Consider the following 17,613-nt stretch of genomic DNA (forward strand, 5'->3'; position numbering starts at 1 on the left):
TGGCTAAGCTCGCTTCCAATGAATGAAGCGCCGCAATCGCGCAGCGGCCCGCTGGCGGGGCTTCGGGTCGTCGAGATCGCCGGCATCGGCCCGGCGCCGTTCTGCGGCATGCTGCTCGCCGACCTCGGCGCCGACGTGGTCGTCGTCGAGCGCAGCGCGCCCGGCGACGGGATTCCCGATCTCGGCCCCGCGGCGATCTTCAAGCGGGGCAAGCGGACCATCGCGGTCGACCTCAAGTCGCCCGCCGCGATCGCGACCGTGCTCGACCTGGTCGAGCGCTGCGACGCGCTGATCGAGGGGATGCGGCCGGGGGTGATGGAGCGGCTCGGGCTTGGGCCGGACCTGTGCCTCGCCCGCAATCCGCGGCTCGCTTACGGACGCATGACGGGATGGGGGCAGGAGGGGCCGCTCGCCAAGGCCGCGGGACACGACATCAACTATATCGGCCTGTCCGGAGCGCTCTGGTATTCCGGCCAGCCCGGCGAGCCGCCGATGACTCCGCCGACCCTGGTCGGCGACGTCGGCGGCGGCGCGCTCTACCTCGCCGTCGGCCTGCTCGCGGCCGTGATGAGCGCGCGCGAGACCGGGCGTGGCCAGGTCGTCGACGCCGCCATCGTCGACGGCAGCGCCCATATGATGACCCTGCTGATGAGCCTTCGCGCGGCCGGGCAGATGGTCGACGAGCGCGGCGCCAGCATGCTCGACGGGCCGCATTGGTACGCGACCTACCGCTGCGCCGACGGCGGCTTCGTCTCGGTGGGCGCGATCGAGCCGCGCTTCTACCAGCAGCTGCGCGCCAAGCTCGGGCTCGGCGACGATCCCGATTTTGCTGACGGCTACGACAGGTCGCGCTGGCCCGAGCTCAAGCGCCGGCTCGCGGAGCTGTTCGCGCAGCGCACGCGCGATGAATGGTGCGCCCTGCTGGAAGGCACCGACGCCTGCTTCGCGCCCGTGCTCACCCCCGGCGAAGCTGCCCGCCACCCGCACATGGCCGACCGCGGCACCTATTGCGACATCGACGGCGTGCCTCAGCCGGCGCCGGCGCCGCGCTTCTCCGCCACGCCCGTGGGGCTGCCGGGCCGGGTCCCGCTCCGGCGCGAGGACCCGGTCGCCGTGCTGGCGGATTGGGCGCGGTCGCGGTCCTAGAAGCGGAGGTTGAGGCCCAGGCTGAAGCTCGTCCCGACGTCGTAGGAATTGATCGAGACGAGATTGTCGCCGAATTCCTGGACCTCGCGATAATCCTGGCCGAACAGGTTGCGCGCCTCCAGCTGGAGCTCGGCCTCGACCCCGCCCAGCGGGACCGCCTGGCGGGCGACGAAGTCGACGCGAAGGCCCGGCCGCTCGACGATGTCGGGCTGGCGCGCGCTGCCCTGGATCGGGCCGCGGCTGGTGACCCGCTCGCTGGCATAATTGAGCAGGATCGTGGCCTGGCTCAGCCGCTCGCTATCCTCGATTCCGATCTGGACGTTGACGAGATGGTCCGACTGCCCGGTGAGCGGGGCGCCGTCGCGGAACAGCAGCCGCGCCTCGACCGGCTGGAGGTCCGGGCCGACGATGACCGAATCATCGGCGCTGATCTGCGACTGGGTGTAGGTGTAGTTGGCGATCAGCAGCAGTCGGCGGGTGTCGAAAAAGGGGCCACCGAGGCCATCGAGCGGGACGTGCTTCTGAAGCTCGATCTCGGCGCCGTAGAGCTCCGCCCGGGGTGCGTTGGCGAAGCCGGTGCGGAGCTGGCCGCCGCCGGCGAAGAAGGCCGCGGCCTCGATCGGATTGTCGATCTGCTTGTAGAAGGCCGAGGCGCTGACCCGCTGGCTGGGCGCGAAATACCATTCGTAGCGAGCCTCCAAGTTGGTCAGCTCGCTGTCCTGGAGGAACGGGTTGCCGGTGAACTCGCGGTCGGATTCGAAGCCCTGGTAGAGCTGCGGCGCCAGCTCGCGGAATTGCGGCCGGGCGATGGTGCGCGAGGCGTGGAGTCGGGCCTGCATGTCCGCAGCGAAGGCGTAGGTGAGCGTGAGCGCCGGCAGCAGATAGTCGGCGGACAGCGCGGTCGGCGCCAGCGTGCCGACCGGCATCACCGACTGGTCGGCGCTCTCGAAGCGCACGCCCGCGGTCGCGGTGAGGCCCTCGAACAGCGTCGCGTCGACCTGGCCGTAGACGCCGTGGATGTCGAGCCGGGCGTCATATGACGCCGCGCCCTCCGCGCCCGAGACGTCGCGCAGCTGGATGTCGAACGTCTGCACGTTGAAGTCGGACAGCAGGAAGTCCGGGCGTTGCTGGGCGATCTCGATTGGAAGCGCGCCGTCCGGCCGGAAATATTGGAACTGAAAGCGCGAGGCGGTGCGCTCGGTCTGGCTGTAGGCATAGCCGGCAGACACGGTGACCGGCAGCGACGGCAGGCGGTAGCTCAGGTCGATTCCACCGGCGAGCACGTCCTCGTCGAGGTCGCTGAACGCGATCGTCGCGAACTGGCCGCCGGAGGTCAGGTCGTTGACATAATCGTCGACGTCGGTGGCGCTGACCGTGCCGGGATCGCCGTCGCCGCGATAGGCATAGCCGATCTCGCGCTCGTAGGGCGACTGGCGCTGCGACTTGGCATAGGTGCCGCGCAGGTCGACCTCGAAATCGCCGAAGTCGAGTTCGGCGACGAGCTGGGTGTCGATCAGCTGGCGCTCGAACCAGTAGCTGTTCTGCTCGATCAGCGACGGCGGCAGGTCCGGGTCCTGGTCGGTGACGTTGCGGTTGAAGCCGGCGCCGAGGCGGCCCTGCTTCAGAGTGTCGCGGATGAACAAATTGGTCCAGCGGATGCGGTGCTCGCCGAACTCGAGGCCGACACCGAGCAGGCCATTCACGACGATTCGGTTGTCCGTGATAACGCTGTCGAAGCTGCGCTGCGGCGTGCCGGCGAGCTCGGGGTCGAGCGAGCTCTGCTGGAGCGTGTCGCGGGTCCGCCAGCTGTTGCTGTAGCCGAGGTTGGCGATGAGGCCGATGCGGGCGTCGGCGCCGAAATCGATCGCCGTGCCGGCGGCGATGTTGGCCGAGACATTGGCCGGGATCTGGCGGTTGGTCTGCAGCACCATGGTCGGCGAGTTGACCAGGTCCATGGCGAACCGGCGGCGCTGCTCCGGCGTCGTTGCCGTGTTGAAGCTGCCGCCGGCCGCAGCCGCGATCAGGCCGGCCGGCGCGTCGCGGGTGCCGTCGTCGAACCCGGTCCAGTCGGTGTCGCTGCCATAATAGGTATAGCCCAGGTTGAACGTCGTCTCGGTGTCGCCGCCGAGGCTTGCGCCGATCTCGAGGAAGCTCTCGTCGGGGATCGCGCGGGTGGTGAGGTTGATCACGCCGCCGCCGAACTCGCCCGGGAAATTGGCCGAGAAGGTCTTCTGGACCAGGGAACTGGCGATCAGGCTGGTCGGGAAGATGTCGAGCGGCACGACGCGGCGCAGCGGCTCGGGGCTGGGCAGCGGCGAGCCGTTGAGCAGAGCGAGGCTGTAGCGGTCGCCGAGGCCGCGGACATAGACGAAGCCGTTGCCGACGACGCTGAGGCCGGTGACTCGCTGGAGAGCGCCGGCGATGTCGCCTTCTCCGGTCCGCTCGATGTCTTCCTGGCTGAGCAGCGAAATCACCTGGGGGGTGCGGCGCATCAGGTTGGCGCGCTGGCCGGTGACGACGACCACGTCCTCGCTAACTCCGCCGCCCGGGATGGACACCTCGACCTCCTCGCCCGGAATCTGGTCCAGCGGCGCCTCGGCCTGATCCTCGTCGACGGGCGCGGCTTCGGGGGCGTCGGGCGCGGTGGAGGCTCCGGTCTGGGCGAGCGCGGCGGGCGCGCACAGGGCGGTGGAGAGAAGGAGCAGGCTCCCGAACGTCAAAGTCTTGGTCATTGTCGAAATCCCTGGCGCGATGCTCGTGGCAAGCTTGCGAAAAGGGGCGGCGTCCGGTGGATCGCCGCCCCTGCTGTGCGCGTGACGGCGATCAGGTGGTCGGCAGGGCCGTGCAGGCGATCCCGCTGCCGCCGAAATTGGCGTAGCCGGAATTGCACGTCCAACCCTGGAAGCGGGTGTCCGACGTGCCGTTGACCGCGCCGACATAGGCCACCGCCTCGAGCCGGTTCGGCGCCGCCGCGTTGACCGCGAAGAACGGATCGGCGTTGAATGGTGTCGGATCGGTGGCGGCGACGGCATTCTCGTTGGCGCCGTTCATGAACAGGTTGAGCAGGCTCGGGGTGTAGGCCGAATTGTTGTTGTTGGTGCCCGAACCGAAGATCGCCTGAAGCGTCGCGACGTCGACATTGCCGTCGTTGCGGAACGGAGCGGCGCACGACATCTGGACCGAACGGAACAGCGGCGGGCCGTTGTCCTGGAGCGCCGCGTCCGCGGCGCGCACCGTCGTGCCGCCGGTCGCGTCGATGTCGAGGCAGTTCTGGCTGCTGACGATGACGCTGTTGAGCAGCGCATAATCGGTGCCGCCGCGCAGCAGGACTGCGTTGCCGCCCGAGCTGGCGCGGTTCTGGACGAAGGTCGCGTTGGAGATTCGGGTATATTGCCGCGGCGCCGCGTCTTCGTTGCCGTTGGAGTCGGCCTCGATGTGGGAATCGCCGTCGCCGGTCGGCTTCTGAACGCCGACGACGAACTGGATGGTGCCGCGATAGCCGAGGTCGGTGTCGAGGCTGTCGTCGTCGGCGCCGGTCAGCGCCAGGTTCTTGAGGTTCACGCGGCCGCCGAAGATCTCGATGCCGTCGTCCGAGCTGTTGTGGACCTGGATGTTGTCGATTGTCGTGCCGCTGCCGACGCCGCCGAGGGTGAGGCCCTGGAGCTCGTTGCCCGGAGCGATGGCGAAGCCGGAATAGCGGATCTGCACGAAGCGTAGCGAGCCGCTGTTGTCGTTGGCGGTGGCGCCGCCATAGAGCGAGCCGGTCGTGCCCTCGATCACCTGCTGGCAATTGGCCGAGCCGCCGGGGACGGCGGTGTTGCAGTCGCTGATCGGCGCGCGGCCGAGCAGGATGACGCCGCCCCACAGGCCCTGGCTTGAGTCGGTGGCCGAGCCGGCGACGTTCTCGCGGGCGGTGAAGATGATCGGGTTGGTGGGGGTGCCGTTGGCCTGGATTCGCGAGCCGCGGTTGACGACGAGATAGTCGTTGCCCGACGATCCGAATACGACCGCGCCGGCCTGAATGGTCAGCGTGACCGACTGGCAGCCGGCGAGCGGCGCCGCGGTATCGCCGCCGCAGTCGCTGCCGACATTGACCGGGCCGACCAGCGCATAAGCGACGCCCGGCACGTTCTGCAGCACGGTGTCCTGGGTGAAGCGGCTCGTCACCTGGCAGGCGCGGCGGTTGCCGACGACTCCGCCGTCGGTGGTGCCGGCGGGGCAACTCGCCGCGGGCGTCCCCGGCGGCGTGGTCGGCGGGGTCGGAGTGGGGGTGGTCGGCGTGCCGGGGACGACGATCACGCCTTCGCCCGGGGAAGCGATGTCGTCCGCACCGCAGGCGGCGAGCGGGATCATGGTGCTGGCGAGAAGAAGCTTACGAAGCGGCGACATGACAGACCCCCTGTTCAGGTTTGCGGAAAGGCGACTCGGCGAATTGAGTCGGTGTCCGCACCGGCTGCTAGGGGTTCTTTGCGACGCCTTTATTACATATCCGAAAGTAATGGTGAAGATCAGATGTCACTCGTGTGACAATTAGACTGACAATCTTATGACACCATTATGAAATGATGCGCTAATCCTCAGTTGGAACGGTCAGGCGCAGGCGGCTGCCGCCGCGCTCGATTTCGATCTCGGTGCGGCCGGAATTGGCGATCGTCCAGGCAAGCTCCTCGAGCTGCTCCGGCCCGAGGCGGCTGCCGTTGATGCCGAGGATGGCGTCGCCGGGCTGCACGCCGGCTTGTGCCAGGGCCGGCAGGCTGAAACCGGGCCGCAAAGTGTAGCCGCCGCCCACCTGGCGCGGCGCCAGCGCCTGGCGGAAGCGCGACGTTTCCACCCGCTCCGCCGCCATCCGCTGGGTTTCGGCGGCATTGAACGCCGGCGCCGCGGCCTGTCCCCCGACAGGCGCGAGCTGCCCCGACGGCGTGATCGAAGTCGCCGACCCGCCGAAGCCGAGGCGATAGTTCGTGGTGCCTGCGGCAAGCACGGCATGATGCAGCCGCACCGCCTCCAGCCGCAGTCCCGGGCTCACCTCGCGGCCGACAGCCACATAGCGCTGGCTGCCGTCGGCGAAGCCGATCACAGCGCCGCTCGTCATCACGCCGTGGAGGACGAGGCCGTCGGGGGTTGGAGCCGCCGGGGCCGGCGCGGGACCCGGCGCTTCCGCCGCGGGCGCAACTCGAGGGGCGGGGGCAGGGCGCTCGTCCGCCGGAACCAGCTGGGCCGCGCTGCCGTCACTCTGCGCCGGCCACAACAGGAACGCGCCCAGCGCGGTCGCGAGCGCGGCGCCGCCCGCCACGACCCTTTTCTCGCGCGGCTCAAGGCGCATCGTCGTCGAGCGCATAGCCGGCCGAGCGCACCGTCCGGATCAGCTCCGGTCCGCCGTTGAGTTTGATCGCGCGCCTCAACCGGCGGATGTGAACGTCGATGGTGCGGATGTCGATGTCGGCGTCGCGACCCCATACCGCGTCGAGCAGCCGCTCGCGCGAGAAGACCCGGCCGGGATGTTCGAGGAGATGCTTGAGCAGCCGATATTCGGTCGGTCCCAGCGGCACGAGCTTGCCGCCGCGCCGCACCTTGTGCTGCAGGATGTCCATCTGGAGGTCGGCGAACGCGAGCTGCTCGCCGGCGAGCGCGGGACGGACCCGACGTAGCACGGCGCGCACCCGCGCCACCAACTCGCGCGGGCTGAACGGCTTGGTGACGAAATCGTCGGCTCCGGTCTCGAGGCCGCGGATCCGGTCGTCCTCCTCGCCGCGCCCGGTCATCATGATGATCGGCAGATTGGCGGTCGGATTCGCCCGGCGCAGCCGGCGGCACAGCTCGATCCCGGAGATTCCCTCGATCATCCAGTCGAGCAGGACGATGTCGGGCGGGTTTTCCTTGGCGAGCAGTAGCGCTTCCTCGCCATCCGGGGTGTGCTCGACGTCGAACTCCTCGCGCTCGAAATGCCAGCGCAGCAGCTCGGCCAGCCCGTCATCGTCCTCGACGAGGAGCAGCCGCCCCCTCATGCGAGCATTCGCGAAACGATCGAGACCATCGCGTCCCACCTCCGTAAGGTCGGTGGGTAGGGGGGGCGCGCGAAGCTAGCGTGACGGCTGCGTGACGTTTCGGTGACGGCGGCTCGGCGCCGCTGGCGAAACGATCAGAAGCGGAAGACGATTCCGCCGCTGAACGCCCAGGGGTCGAGGCGGGTGTCGCCGACGACCGGCATGCCGGCGAAGGTGCCGGTCGCGGTCGGGCGGAGCAGCGCCTTCTTCACGTCGATGAACAGCCCCCAGCGGTCGGTGACCATGAAGTCGGTGCCGGCCTCGAAGGCGAGGCCGAAATCGTTCTCGACCTCGAGCTGCTCGAACGCGCCATCCTCGGTGGCGAACACGATCATGTAGCTCACGCCCGCGCCGATATAGGGCCGGATGCGGCCGTGGCGGATCGGGTGATATTGCACGGTGAAGGCGGTCGGGCCGTAGGTGACCTCGCCGAGCTTCGGCAGAGCGCCGATCGAGCCGGCGCCGAACACGTCGATGGTCGGCGGAATGCCGAGCGTCGCATTGACCGCGATATTGTCGGTCAGGAAATAGCCGATCTGGACCGTCGGGGTGTGATGCTCGAAGGTCGACAGGCCCGCGTTCGGGAACGGCGCGCCGCCGACCGACAGGTCGATCTCGTCGGCGAGGCTCAGCGTGGTGACGCCGGCGCGGATCGTCCAGCGCGAGCTGTCCGGGCCGATCGCCGGTCCGGTCTCGCTGTCCGGGCGGCCGAAGCGGGTGAGGACGCCGACCTGGATGGTCAGCGGGTCGAGCACCGCATTGGCGTCGATGGCGGCGAAGTTGGTGAAGGTGGCGTCGGTCGGTAGCAGCCCGGTCGCGCCGGTGCTGTACCAGGCCTTGCGCACCGAGGCGAAGATGCCCCAGCGCGAGCTGACGTCATATTCGACGCCGCCCTCGACATAGGGCCCGTGCGCGTTGGGGATGTTGAGGTTGACGCCGAGGCCGTCGCGCTCCTGCGTGGTGAGCTGCACCTGGAGGCCGCCGGCGACATAAGGCGACAGCGGCCCGTCGAACGGCTGAACGCGGCCGCCGAGCGTCACCAAGGTGAACTCGTCGTCGCCGAGGTTCGGCGTGCCCGCGAGGCTGCCGGCGGGGATGTTGTTGGTCGTGCCGGGGGTGGAGATCGACGCGTCGATGCCGAACCGGTCGACCGGGAACCAGGTCCCCGACAGGATGCCCTGATAGGTTTCGCGCGTCTCGTAGCCGGCGGTCGGGTCGAGCACGCCGTTGACGCGGATCTCGCCCTCGTCCGCCAGCTTGGTGCGCGCGCCCGCGATGCGGACGACGACGTCGCCGCTCTCCTGGGCCTGCGCCGGCAGGGGCGCGAGCAAAGTGGCAGCACTGAGGGAAAGGACAACCGCGAACCGTAGCTTCATGACATTTTCCTTCTCGCCGGCCGTCCTAGCCCAACAAGGTAAAAGGCGCGTAAATGGTTAATCAGGCGGCTGCCGACGTGCCTCGGTCCCATCCGGCCGCGTGCGGCGATGGGGAGGCGGCTGAGGTGTCGACCGACGAGATCGTCGCCGCTTCGCCTTCGGGGCGGCGCAGCGGACGGTCCGTGTCGATGGTCTCGAGGGTGGCCTGGCCGGATTCCAGCGCCTCGACGTCGCGCCGCGCGTCGGCCACCGCCGTCGACAGCCGGTAGACCGCGTCGAGGATGTCGCGCTGGCTGTGCTTGGCCATGACTTGGAGGCGGAAGCGCGCCTGGCCCTTGGGGACCGCGGGGAACTCGACCAGGTTGGCGAGCATGCCCATCGAGGGCAGGCGGCGGCTGGCGAGCCGCGCCAGCGCCTCGGTGCCCATCTTCACGCAGACGATCGCGGACGGGTCGCCATAGGTTTCGAGGCCGCACTCGCCGAGCATGCTGCGCAGCAGCTTGATGTTGCCCATCAGCTCTGCGCGCAGCTCCGCGCCTTCCGGGCAATCGACGATGTCGAACGCCTTGCCGACGATCGCCGCGCTCGCCGGCGACAGCGCGTTGGAGAAGGTGTTGGGCGAGCTGAAGTAGCGCATATACTCCTTCACGCTCCGCCCGCGCGCGGCGACGAAGCCGCCGTTCGACGCGAAGGTCTTGGAGAAGCTGCCCATCACCACGTCGACCTTGCCGATCATGTCCTGGATCTCCAGGAAACCGCGGCCGGTCGGGCCCAGATTGCCGAGATCGTGGGCGACGTCGACCAGCAGGGTCGCGCCATATTCGTGGGCGAGCTCCTGCAGCGCCCGAATGTCGGGTGTGTCGCTGTCCATCGAATAGAGGCTTTCGACGACGACCAGGATGCCGTTCTCGGTGTCGGTCGAGCGGATCTTGGCGAGCTTCTCGCGAGCGCCTTCGATCTGGTTGTGGCGGAACAGGTGGATGTTGCGGGTCGCCGCCTGAGCGCCTTCCTGGAGGCAGGCATGGCTCAGCGCGTCCATCACGATATAGTCGTGCGGCCGGACCAGCCCCTTGATCGCGCCGAAGCCGGCGGCCCAGCCGGTCGGGAACAAGGCGACATGATCGTAGCCGAGGAACGCGGCGATCTTGTCCTCGAGCGCGAGCGACAGCGAGGTGTTGCCGACGAGGGCAGGGGAGCCGGCGCTGTGAACGCCATATTCCCGCATCGTCTCGATCGCGGTCTCCAGGATCGCCGGGTGCGAGTTCAGGCTGAGATAGTCCTGGCTGGCGAAGTTGACGCCGTTGAACAGCTCGCCCTCGTCGGTGCGTGCGCTGCAGCGGCTGAACGCGCCCTGCTCGGTCGAGCGGCCGAGCGGCCACAGGCCGGCGGCGCGGCGGGTCTGCTGCCATTCGTAGAAGGCGCCGACGCGGGCGAGCAGGTCGGCCCCCGGCAGATAGCGAAAATCGCGCATGCTTCCGCCGAGCGCGTCGAACCTTGGCTGGGTCTCGTTCATGCGGGTCCTGAAGTCCTGTCTTTATCGCTTTGAGAATGGGTCTAAGGCGCCAAGCGATAAGCTTCGCGCACCAGCGATGGTTAACGGGTGTGAAACTCGATCTTCTCCAGCAGCTGGGGCAGCTGGACGGGCTTGGTCTCGAAGTCGACGCAGCCGACCTCGATGCTCTTGAGGCGATCACTCTGCAGGGCGTGGGCGGTGAGGGCGATGATCGGGATCGCGGCGGTCTTGGGATTGGCGCGGATCGCCGTCGTCGCCTCCCAGCCGTCCATCTCGCCAAGCGCGACGTCCATCAGGATGAGGTCCGGGGATTCCGATTCCGCCATCGCGATGCCCTGCGGGCCGTCGACGGCGCAGGCCACTTGGTAGCCTTTGCGCTCGAGACGGCGCGCGAGCATGTCGCGATTCATCTCGTTGTCTTCGACGATGAGGATCTTGGTCATGGGATTTCCTTGCGTAGCCGCCGCGGTCAGGCGGCCTTGTCCTGTCGTGCGGACGAGAGGTCCGGGATGGTGAGCAGAGCGGCAGGCTCGCCGTCGGCGGTGGTCACCGCGTCGATGGCGCCGCCGAGCAGCTGGGCGAGCTTGAAGGCGAGCGCGATCTCGATGCCGGTCGCGCCATATTTGGTCGGCGAGGCGTCGTCGCTATGCTCGAACATCTCCTGCATGATCGCGATTGGACGGGCGACCCCGGACGGTGCTCGGTCGATGAACTGGATGGCCAGCGTCTCGCCGGGCCGGGCGTCGACTTGGATCTCGAGCGTGCCGGGCTGGTCCTGGCGGGCGGTGCCGGCGGCGAGGCGGCGGATGGTCGCGCCGACCGCGGTCCAGTCCGTGGTCAGCTCGCATGTCTCGCCGGTCGAGGACAGCTTGATGCTGTTGAGATTCCAGCCCGGGATGTCGGCGATCTCGCGCCGCCAAGTCTCGAAATGATTGCTGGCGGAATCGAGATGCGGGTTGAGCGGCATCTTGCCGGCCTCGATCCTGGAATAGGAAAGGATGTCGTCGATCAGGCGCAGCAGGTCGGAGCCCGCCTTGTGGACATGGCCGAGATCGGTGACGACGGACTCGTCTTCCTCGGCTTCGGCTTCCTCGAGCAGCAGCTGGCTGTAGCCGATGATCGCGTTCAGCGGCGTGCGCAGCTCGTGGCTCATGCCGGCGACGAAATCGGCCTTGGCGGCGCTCGCCTGGTAGGCGGCGGCGGTCAGGTTCCTGAGATTGTCGGACGTCGACACCAGCGAGTTGAGCTCGCGCGTGAACTCCCTTTGCTCGTGAAACATCTTGGCGAAGTAGAGCGACATCATCGCGAAGTAGATCGCGACCGAGGCCATCGAGATCATGCCGATCGTCTGGAACTGGCTGAGATCGACCGCGGGCAGCGCGATGCCGCTGAACGCGACCGCGATGAAGATCGCGACGCTGCCGAAGATCTGCACGAGCAGGATGTTGCGCACGTCTCCCGTCGGCGGGAGGTAGAGGAAGGCGAGCAGCGGGAAGATGAGGATCCACGGCAGGAACGGCGAGGCCGTGCCGCCATAGGCGTAGCAGGCCCACAGCACGCAGAAGGTGAGGTTCTGGACGGAGATGAAGGCGATGAGCTGGTAGCGCCCCGTCAGCTTCAGGGCGATCGGATAGGCCCAAAAGAGCAGGATCGACGCGAAGAAGACGACGAGGTGGTGGTCGCGCGAGATGCCGGTCAACGCCATGTAGAGCGGAATCGTGTTGCCCAGGATCGGCCCGAACACGTGGCTGATCATGAACATGCGGGCGCGACGGTGCGTCTCCGAGTGCACCTGCATCTCGGGCGGGATGAAATAGTCGAGCAGGGCGCTGAGACTGAACCCGCCCGCCGGTGATTTCCCCAAAGCCTCCACGCGCATCATCGCAGCGCCATGCCCCCTGTCGGTCCACGCCAGGGGAAAGCCCCCGGTCCGGGTAACCGCTTAACTTGGGGTGATTAAAAGGCCGTAAAGCCTGTCATTCGCCAAATCTTAAGCAACGCCGGGTAGCGGTCGGCAGGATTCCGGGGGCCCGTATGTACAAGTCGATCTATCGCTTCATCGATTGGTTCATTCCCTCCTCGATTCAGGAGAGCCAATCCGACCGCCTGATGGCGCGCACCTTCGTGCTGCTCCACCTCGTCGGCCCGCTCATGGGCCACAGCGTGACTTATTTCCTGTCGCAGACCGCGGCCGGCGGGACGTGGCAGTTCTGGGCCACCGAGGCCATCGTGGTCAGCTTCCTGGCGATCCCGCTGCTTCTGCGCGTGTTCGGAAGCCTCCACGTCGCCGCGATGGTCAGCGTCCAGGTGCTGGTCGGCTTGAGCCTGTTCGGCTCCTTCTTCTTCGGCGGGATCAGCTCGCCGCTGCTGCCCTGGTTCCTGATCGCGATGGTGCTGGGCTTCTTCTACCTCGCCGATTCGATCAAGCTGACGCTGGCCGGAGTCGCGTTCCAGCTGGCCTGCTTCGTGGTGGCCCGGCTCGCGTTCGGCGAGTTCCCGGCGATGATCGAGCCGGAAAGCCTGAAGCTCGCCAACACCTTCTCGATCGTCGCGGCGCTCGCCTACATGACCTTGCTGTGCCTCTATTACGAGACGGTCATGCGGATCAGTCTCAGCCTCGAGCAGGAGACGATCGACCAGCGCGGCAAGCTCGAGGCGCTGCGCGAGGCCATGCAGGCCGCCGAGCTGGCCAGCACGCGCAAGTCGATCTTCCTGGCCAAGATGAGCCACGAGCTGCGCACGCCGCTCAACGCGGTGATCGGCTATGCCGAGATCCTGCGCGAGACGTTCGAGGAGCGGGCCGATGCGGGCCGCAAGATGAACGACCTCGACCGGATCCACGCCGCCGGGCGCCATCTTCTGGCGCTGGTCAACAACGTCATCGACCTGTCCTCGATCGAATCGAGCCGCGTCGAGCTGTCCACCCAGGCCGTCGTCGTGAAGTCGCTGGTCGAGGAAGTCATCGCGACCGCGTCGCCGCTTATCGCCAAGCGCGACAACCGCATGGTGGTCAACATGCCCGAGGATCTCGGAGCGCTCGAACTCGATGCGCTCAAGGTTCGGCAGTGCCTGCTCAACCTGCTCAGCAATGCGGCGAAGTTCACGACCAAGGGCACGATCATGCTGACCGTGATCAGCCGCCCGAGCACGCGCGGCGACCTCCTCGTTCTCGAGGTCAGCGACGACGGCATCGGCATTCCGTCCGAGAGCCTGCGCCGCATCTTCGAGGATTTCAGCCAGGCCGACAACGAGACCGTCAACAAGTTCGGCGGCACCGGCCTCGGCCTCGCGCTGACCAAGCGCTTCTGCCAGATGATGGGCGGCTCGATCACCGTCCGGTCACAGCGCGGCGTTGGATCGAACTTCACCATCGAGATTCCCATGGTGCGGCTGCAGCGCCGCGAGGGGGATGTCCCCCGGGCAGCCTGATGACAACGCAATCCAGAAATGAAACGGCTTCACCTATGACGCACGACGCTTCGGCCCGCGACGAATCCGCCAGCGCGGCCGCGCTGCGGCTCAGCGTGCATCGTTCGATCGCTCGGGCAATGCGCCGCCTGGTGTGGGCACTGATCCTGGTTACCGGTCTCGGCGGAGCGTTGGTGTTCGCGTTCAGCGGCTCGCCTCCGCCGTCCTGGGGCGTGCTGGCCGCCATGCTTGCCATCGGGGCGGTGGCCGGCCTGATCCTGGTCCGGCCCGTGGCCCAGGTCCTCGCCCGGCTTGCGGTGCGGCCGATCGAGCTGATCCTGGCCCAGCCCGAGCTGATTCAGGATATCGGCGAGGAGGAGCTTAACTGGCAGAAGGGCCGCGCACTCAGCCGGGCCGATATCGAGAGCGACCTCGACGCGCTCAGCCGCCATCTTCGCCGCATCACCCGCCGGTCGCGCGAAGCGATGGTGGAGCTGCAGACCGCCCGCGAGGAGGCCAAGCAGCAGAATATCGCCCAGTCGCAGTTCCTCGCCAAGATGAGCCACGAGCTGCGCACGCCGCTGAATGCGATCCTTGGTTACGCGATGCTGGTCCAGGAGGATGCGACCGCCGCCGGCAACGCCACCGCGGTGGCCGACCTCGAGCGCATCCAGGTGGCCGGGCGCAACCTTCTCGCGGTTATCAACGATGTTCTCGACCATGCCCGAATCGAAGCGGGCAAGACGATGATCGAGCGCAACGTCATCGACATCCGCGAGCTTGCCATGGAGGCCGCGGCGTCTTGCCCGGCCGACCAGCGCAACGGCAACAGCTTCGACGTCGATGTCTCCGACGCCCTCGGCATCATGGTCGGCGATGCCGGCAAGGTTCGCCAGTGCCTCCTCAACCTGTTGAGCAACGCCTTCAAGTTCACCACGAACGGACATGTTTCCCTGGTCATCGCGCCGACGCGGTCCGGCGGTGCGGCGGGCGTCCGTTTCGACGTGCGGGATACCGGCCCCGGCATCGCCGCGGCGGATCTGCCCCACCTGTTCGACGCGTTCAGCCAGCTCGAGGATGGTGACGCCCGCCGCTTCGGCGGCCCGGGTCTCGGCCTCGCCATCACGCGGCGGCTCGCGCGGATGATGGGCGGCGACTGCACGGTCGAAAGCGTCGAGGGCCAGGGCTCGACTTTTTGCCTGACGCTTCCGCTCAGCCTGAAGAAGGCGCAGGGCGAGGCGACCATTCTTTTCCGCTCCGACCACCCCCTCCCGGTCCGATCGTCGGAGCGCAGCGCCTTGATCGTCGACGACGACGAGGCGGCGATCGACCTCATGCGCCGCTGGCTCGCGCGCTTGGGCTATGACGTGTTCGCCGCGACGGACGGCGAGACGGGACTGGCCATGGCGCGCGAGCACCGGCCCGACCTCATTCTGCTGGACGCCCTGCTTCCGGGGATTTCGGGCTACGACGTGCTGGCCGAGCTGCGGGCCGACGTGGCCTTGAGCCGGACGCCGGTGGTCCTGGTCACCGTCGACGACGACCGCGCCCGCGGTCTCAGCGCCGGGGCATCCGATTATCTGCGCAAGCCGATCCGCGAGGAGCAGCTGCGCGCCGTCGCCAAACTCTACGAGAGTAAGGCCCAGGGCGACGTCCTGGTCATCGACGACGACGACGACGCCGCCGAGCTGATCAAGCGCAGCGTCGAGCAGATCGGCTTCTCGACGCGCCGCGCCTGCGACGGGCTCGAAGGGGTCGAAATGGCGTCGACCACGCCGCCGGCCGCAATCGTTCTCGACCTCGCGATGCCAGGCCTCGACGGCTTCGGCGTAATCGAGCGGCTGTCGGCCGACGAGAAGCTGATGCACATACCGCTCATCATCGTGTCGGGATGCGACGTCAGCCTTCACCAGCACCGGGCGCTCGCCGCCGCCGGCTACCGCTTCTTCGCCAAGGGATCGTCTACCCCGCGGGAAATCGCGCAGTCGCTTCGGGAGCTGGTAGCATGACCGCGCTCCAGCCCGTGCCGACGGCCCAGAAGCTGATCCTGATCGTCGACGACATCGAGGACAACCGCGTGCTGCTCGAGCGCTCGCTCAGGAGCCACGGCTATGCGACCGCGTCGGCCGCCAGCGGGCGTGAGGCGCTGTCGATCATCTCGCGCCGGCTGCCCGACATGGTTCTGCTCGATTGGATGATGCCGGAGCTGTCCGGCCTCGAGACGCTGCGCGCGATCCGCGAGCTCCATTCCAGCTCGAAGCTGCCGGTGATCATGTGCACCGCGATCGGCGAGGAGATGTCGATTGTCGCCGCGATCAGCGCCGGCGCCAACGACTATATGACTAAGCCGCTCAGCATCCCGGTCCTGCGCGCGCGCATGGCCGCCCATTTCGAGCAACGCGCGGTCATCGAGACTCTGGGCAGCGCCCGCGACGCCGCGGAGGAGAAGCTGACCGAGCAGGCGCGCGCGATCTTCGAGCGCAGCCAGTCACCCAGCGGCCGGTGGGAAACGCACTGAGCCATGGCAGATGTGACCTCGGACCCTGACCGGCGCATCCAGTCGCTGATCGGCGCGGCGCCGGCCGTTGCCGCGATTACCGCTGGCGCCTGCCTCCTCGCCGGCGGCCTGGGCGCGCTGCGGCTACCCGGCTGGATCGAGGTGATCCTCGCCTGCGTCGCCATCGGCTTCCCGATCCTGGCGCTGCGGCGATCGCGCGAAGTCCAGGAGCGGCGCGAACGGGCCGAGGCGGAATGCCGCGACCTGCGCCTTAGCCTGAGCCGGGACCCGCTCACCGGGCGGATGAACCGGACCGCGTTCAACGTCGCCCTCGATGCGCTGGCCGAGGACGCCACCGGCTGCGGCACCATCATCGTGCTGTTCTTCGACCTCGACCGGTTCAAGGACGTCAACGACACGCTCGGCCACAAGGTCGGCGATCATCTCCTGGTCGAGGTCGCGCGGCGCAGCGGCGCGGTGCTCGACAGCGCCACCGCCTTTGCCCGCCTCGGCGGCGACGAGTTCGCCGCGATCGTCCCGTGCGGCAACTCGCAGCGGCCGGAGGATTTCGGCCGAGCCATCGTCGAGGCGATCAACGAGCCGTTCCTGATCGACGGCCACCGCGTCGACGTCGCCGCCTCGGTCGGCATCGCGGTGGGCGACGCCGTGCTCGACGACGGCCACGAGCTGCTGCGCCGCGCCGACGTCGCCATGTACGAGGCGAAGGGCGCGGCCCGCGGCGGGTGGCGCGTGTTCGACGACCAGCTGAGCGGTCGGCAGATGCGCGAAAGCTCGATCCGGGCCGAGCTCGGCAAGTCGATGGTCGAGCAGCAGTTCGAGCTCTACTACCAGCCGATCGTCGATGCGCGCACCGGCGCCGTCAGCAGCGCGGAAGCGCTTCTCCGCCCGCAATCGCCGAACCTGCACGGCGTCTCGATCGAGAAGCTCATCTCCGTCGCGGAGGCGAGCGGCCAGATCATCCCGCTGACCGAATGGACGCTGGACACGGCGCTCGCCACGATTCACGCGTTCGGCGACCTGCCCATCGCGATCAACGTGTCGCCCGTCTATTTCCGCCGCCCGGATTTCGTCCACCGCGTGCTCGACAGGCTGATGGCCTCGGCCACGCGGCCGGAGCTCCTGACCCTCGAAGTCACCGAAGGCGTGCTCATCGCGGACATCGCCGCGGCTCGGCAGTCGATCGCCCGGCTTCGCGAGATCGGCATGCGCGTCGTCCTCGACGATTTCGGCACCGGCTATTCCTCGCTGAGCTATCTCCAGCATTTCGAGCTGGACGGCCTCAAGCTCGACAAGTCGTTCATCCGCGAGGTCGGCGACCGGAAGAAGGCGACCCAGATCATCCGCTCGATCATCGATTTCGGCCACGGCCTCGACATGCATGTCGTCGTCGAGGGCATCGAGAGCGACTGGCAGGCACGGCTGCTGCAGCTGCTCGGCTGCGATTACCTGCAGGGCTATGAAATCGGCGTGCCGATGACGCTTGGCGACCTGCGCTGCTTTCGCGAGCGCGCCGCGGTCGAGCCGCCGATCTCCGTCGGCGTGGCGAGGCCGGGCGCGGATGAGCCAGTCCCGCTCAAGAGCGCCAACTGACCGTTCTTTTAGGGGTTG

At 67.9% G+C, this 17,613-nt stretch carries 13 protein-coding genes; 5 read left to right on the plus strand and 8 right to left on the minus strand.

Annotation, left to right across the window (positions count from 1 at the left end):
• Nucleotides 1-18 precede the first annotated feature (18 nt).
• Nucleotides 19-1,146 carry a CaiB/BaiF CoA-transferase family protein gene (locus tag G7B71_RS03295; RefSeq protein WP_166037863.1) on the plus strand — a complete coding sequence of 376 codons (1,128 nt, stop codon included), beginning with the start codon at nucleotides 19-21 and terminating at the stop codon, nucleotides 1,144-1,146.
• Here the strand turns inward: G7B71_RS03295 and G7B71_RS03300 are convergent.
• The 8 genes from G7B71_RS03300 to G7B71_RS03335 form a co-directional block, all read right to left on the minus strand.
• Nucleotides 1,143-3,878: a TonB-dependent receptor gene (locus G7B71_RS03300; protein WP_166037864.1), complete on the minus strand. Its 2,736-nt coding sequence runs from the start codon at nucleotides 3,876-3,878 to the stop codon at nucleotides 1,143-1,145. The two genes, G7B71_RS03295 and G7B71_RS03300, sit on opposite strands and share 4 nt — an antisense overlap.
• A gap of 91 nt (nucleotides 3,879-3,969) precedes the next feature.
• On the minus strand, nucleotides 3,970-5,535 hold the full coding sequence (locus G7B71_RS03305; RefSeq protein ID WP_166037866.1) for a hypothetical protein: 1,566 nt from the start codon (nucleotides 5,533-5,535) through the stop codon (nucleotides 3,970-3,972).
• Between the two features lie 181 nt (nucleotides 5,536-5,716).
• Nucleotides 5,717-6,469 carry a hypothetical protein gene (locus G7B71_RS03310; protein WP_166037868.1) on the minus strand — a complete coding sequence of 251 codons (753 nt, stop codon included), beginning with the start codon at nucleotides 6,467-6,469 and terminating at the stop codon, nucleotides 5,717-5,719.
• Nucleotides 6,459-7,151 carry a phosphate regulon transcriptional regulator PhoB gene (gene phoB / locus G7B71_RS03315; RefSeq protein ID WP_166037870.1) on the minus strand — a complete coding sequence of 231 codons (693 nt, stop codon included), beginning with the start codon at nucleotides 7,149-7,151 and terminating at the stop codon, nucleotides 6,459-6,461. The genes G7B71_RS03310 and phoB overlap by 11 nt, the downstream gene beginning before the upstream one ends.
• Before the next feature lie 134 nt (nucleotides 7,152-7,285).
• Nucleotides 7,286-8,566, minus strand: a complete 1,281-nt coding sequence (locus G7B71_RS03320) for an OmpW family outer membrane protein (protein ID WP_166037872.1) — start codon at nucleotides 8,564-8,566, stop codon at nucleotides 7,286-7,288.
• 61 nt (nucleotides 8,567-8,627) lie between these two features.
• Complete coding sequence (locus G7B71_RS03325) at nucleotides 8,628-10,079, minus strand: pyridoxal phosphate-dependent aminotransferase family protein (protein WP_207774701.1); 1,452 nt, start codon at nucleotides 10,077-10,079, stop codon at nucleotides 8,628-8,630.
• Between the two features lie 80 nt (nucleotides 10,080-10,159).
• On the minus strand, nucleotides 10,160-10,522 hold the full coding sequence (locus G7B71_RS03330; RefSeq protein WP_166037874.1) for a response regulator: 363 nt from the start codon (nucleotides 10,520-10,522) through the stop codon (nucleotides 10,160-10,162).
• A gap of 26 nt (nucleotides 10,523-10,548) precedes the next feature.
• On the minus strand, nucleotides 10,549-11,961 hold the full coding sequence (locus G7B71_RS03335; protein WP_166037876.1) for a HAMP domain-containing sensor histidine kinase: 1,413 nt from the start codon (nucleotides 11,959-11,961) through the stop codon (nucleotides 10,549-10,551).
• Between the two features lie 152 nt (nucleotides 11,962-12,113).
• Here G7B71_RS03335 and G7B71_RS03340 point away from each other — a divergent pair, with 152 nt between their 5' ends.
• Genes G7B71_RS03340 through G7B71_RS03355 form a run of 4 tightly spaced genes read left to right on the plus strand, consistent with a single transcriptional unit; the run spans nucleotide 12,114 to nucleotide 17,595 of the window.
• Complete coding sequence (locus tag G7B71_RS03340) at nucleotides 12,114-13,508, plus strand: HAMP domain-containing sensor histidine kinase (RefSeq protein ID WP_166037878.1); 1,395 nt, start codon at nucleotides 12,114-12,116, stop codon at nucleotides 13,506-13,508.
• A 35-nt stretch (nucleotides 13,509-13,543) separates the two neighbouring features.
• On the plus strand, nucleotides 13,544-15,496 hold the full coding sequence (locus G7B71_RS03345) for a response regulator (protein WP_166037880.1): 1,953 nt from the start codon (nucleotides 13,544-13,546) through the stop codon (nucleotides 15,494-15,496).
• Nucleotides 15,493-16,005, plus strand: coding sequence for a response regulator (locus G7B71_RS03350; RefSeq protein WP_166037882.1), 513 nt, complete (start codon nucleotides 15,493-15,495; stop codon nucleotides 16,003-16,005). The genes G7B71_RS03345 and G7B71_RS03350 overlap by 4 nt, the downstream gene beginning before the upstream one ends.
• 3 nt (nucleotides 16,006-16,008) lie before the next feature.
• Nucleotides 16,009-17,595, plus strand: coding sequence for an EAL domain-containing protein (locus G7B71_RS03355; RefSeq protein WP_166037884.1), 1,587 nt, complete (start codon nucleotides 16,009-16,011; stop codon nucleotides 17,593-17,595).
• Nucleotides 17,596-17,613 lie beyond the last annotated feature (18 nt).

The sequence above is a fragment of the Sphingosinicella sp. YJ22 genome (assembly GCF_011320075.1).
GTDB lineage: Bacteria > Pseudomonadota > Alphaproteobacteria > Sphingomonadales > Sphingomonadaceae > Allosphingosinicella.

What these genes read in the sequence shown, in the direction of transcription:
- G7B71_RS03320 (WP_166037872.1), bottom strand. Translation starts at nt 8,566, where the DNA reads ATGAAGCTACGGTTCGCGGTTGTCCTTTCCCTCAGTGCTGCCACTTTG.
- G7B71_RS03300 (WP_166037864.1), bottom strand. Translation starts at nt 3,878, where the DNA reads ATGACCAAGACTTTGACGTTCGGGAGCCTGCTCCTTCTCTCCACCGCC.
- G7B71_RS03350 (WP_166037882.1), top strand. Translation starts at nt 15,493, where the DNA reads ATGACCGCGCTCCAGCCCGTGCCGACGGCCCAGAAGCTGATCCTGATC.
- G7B71_RS03330 (WP_166037874.1), bottom strand. Translation starts at nt 10,522, where the DNA reads ATGACCAAGATCCTCATCGTCGAAGACAACGAGATGAATCGCGACATG.
- G7B71_RS03310 (WP_166037868.1), bottom strand. Translation starts at nt 6,469, where the DNA reads ATGCGCCTTGAGCCGCGCGAGAAAAGGGTCGTGGCGGGCGGCGCCGCG.
- G7B71_RS03335 (WP_166037876.1), bottom strand. Translation starts at nt 11,961, where the DNA reads ATGATGCGCGTGGAGGCTTTGGGGAAATCACCGGCGGGCGGGTTCAGT.
- G7B71_RS03305 (WP_166037866.1), bottom strand. Translation starts at nt 5,535, where the DNA reads ATGTCGCCGCTTCGTAAGCTTCTTCTCGCCAGCACCATGATCCCGCTC.
- G7B71_RS03355 (WP_166037884.1), top strand. Translation starts at nt 16,009, where the DNA reads ATGGCAGATGTGACCTCGGACCCTGACCGGCGCATCCAGTCGCTGATC.
- phoB (WP_166037870.1), bottom strand. Translation starts at nt 7,151, where the DNA reads ATGAGGGGGCGGCTGCTCCTCGTCGAGGACGATGACGGGCTGGCCGAG.
- G7B71_RS03340 (WP_166037878.1), top strand. Translation starts at nt 12,114, where the DNA reads ATGTACAAGTCGATCTATCGCTTCATCGATTGGTTCATTCCCTCCTCG.
- G7B71_RS03325 (WP_207774701.1), bottom strand. Translation starts at nt 10,079, where the DNA reads ATGAACGAGACCCAGCCAAGGTTCGACGCGCTCGGCGGAAGCATGCGC.
- G7B71_RS03295 (WP_166037863.1), top strand. Translation starts at nt 19, where the DNA reads ATGAATGAAGCGCCGCAATCGCGCAGCGGCCCGCTGGCGGGGCTTCGG.
- G7B71_RS03345 (WP_166037880.1), top strand. Translation starts at nt 13,544, where the DNA reads ATGACGCACGACGCTTCGGCCCGCGACGAATCCGCCAGCGCGGCCGCG.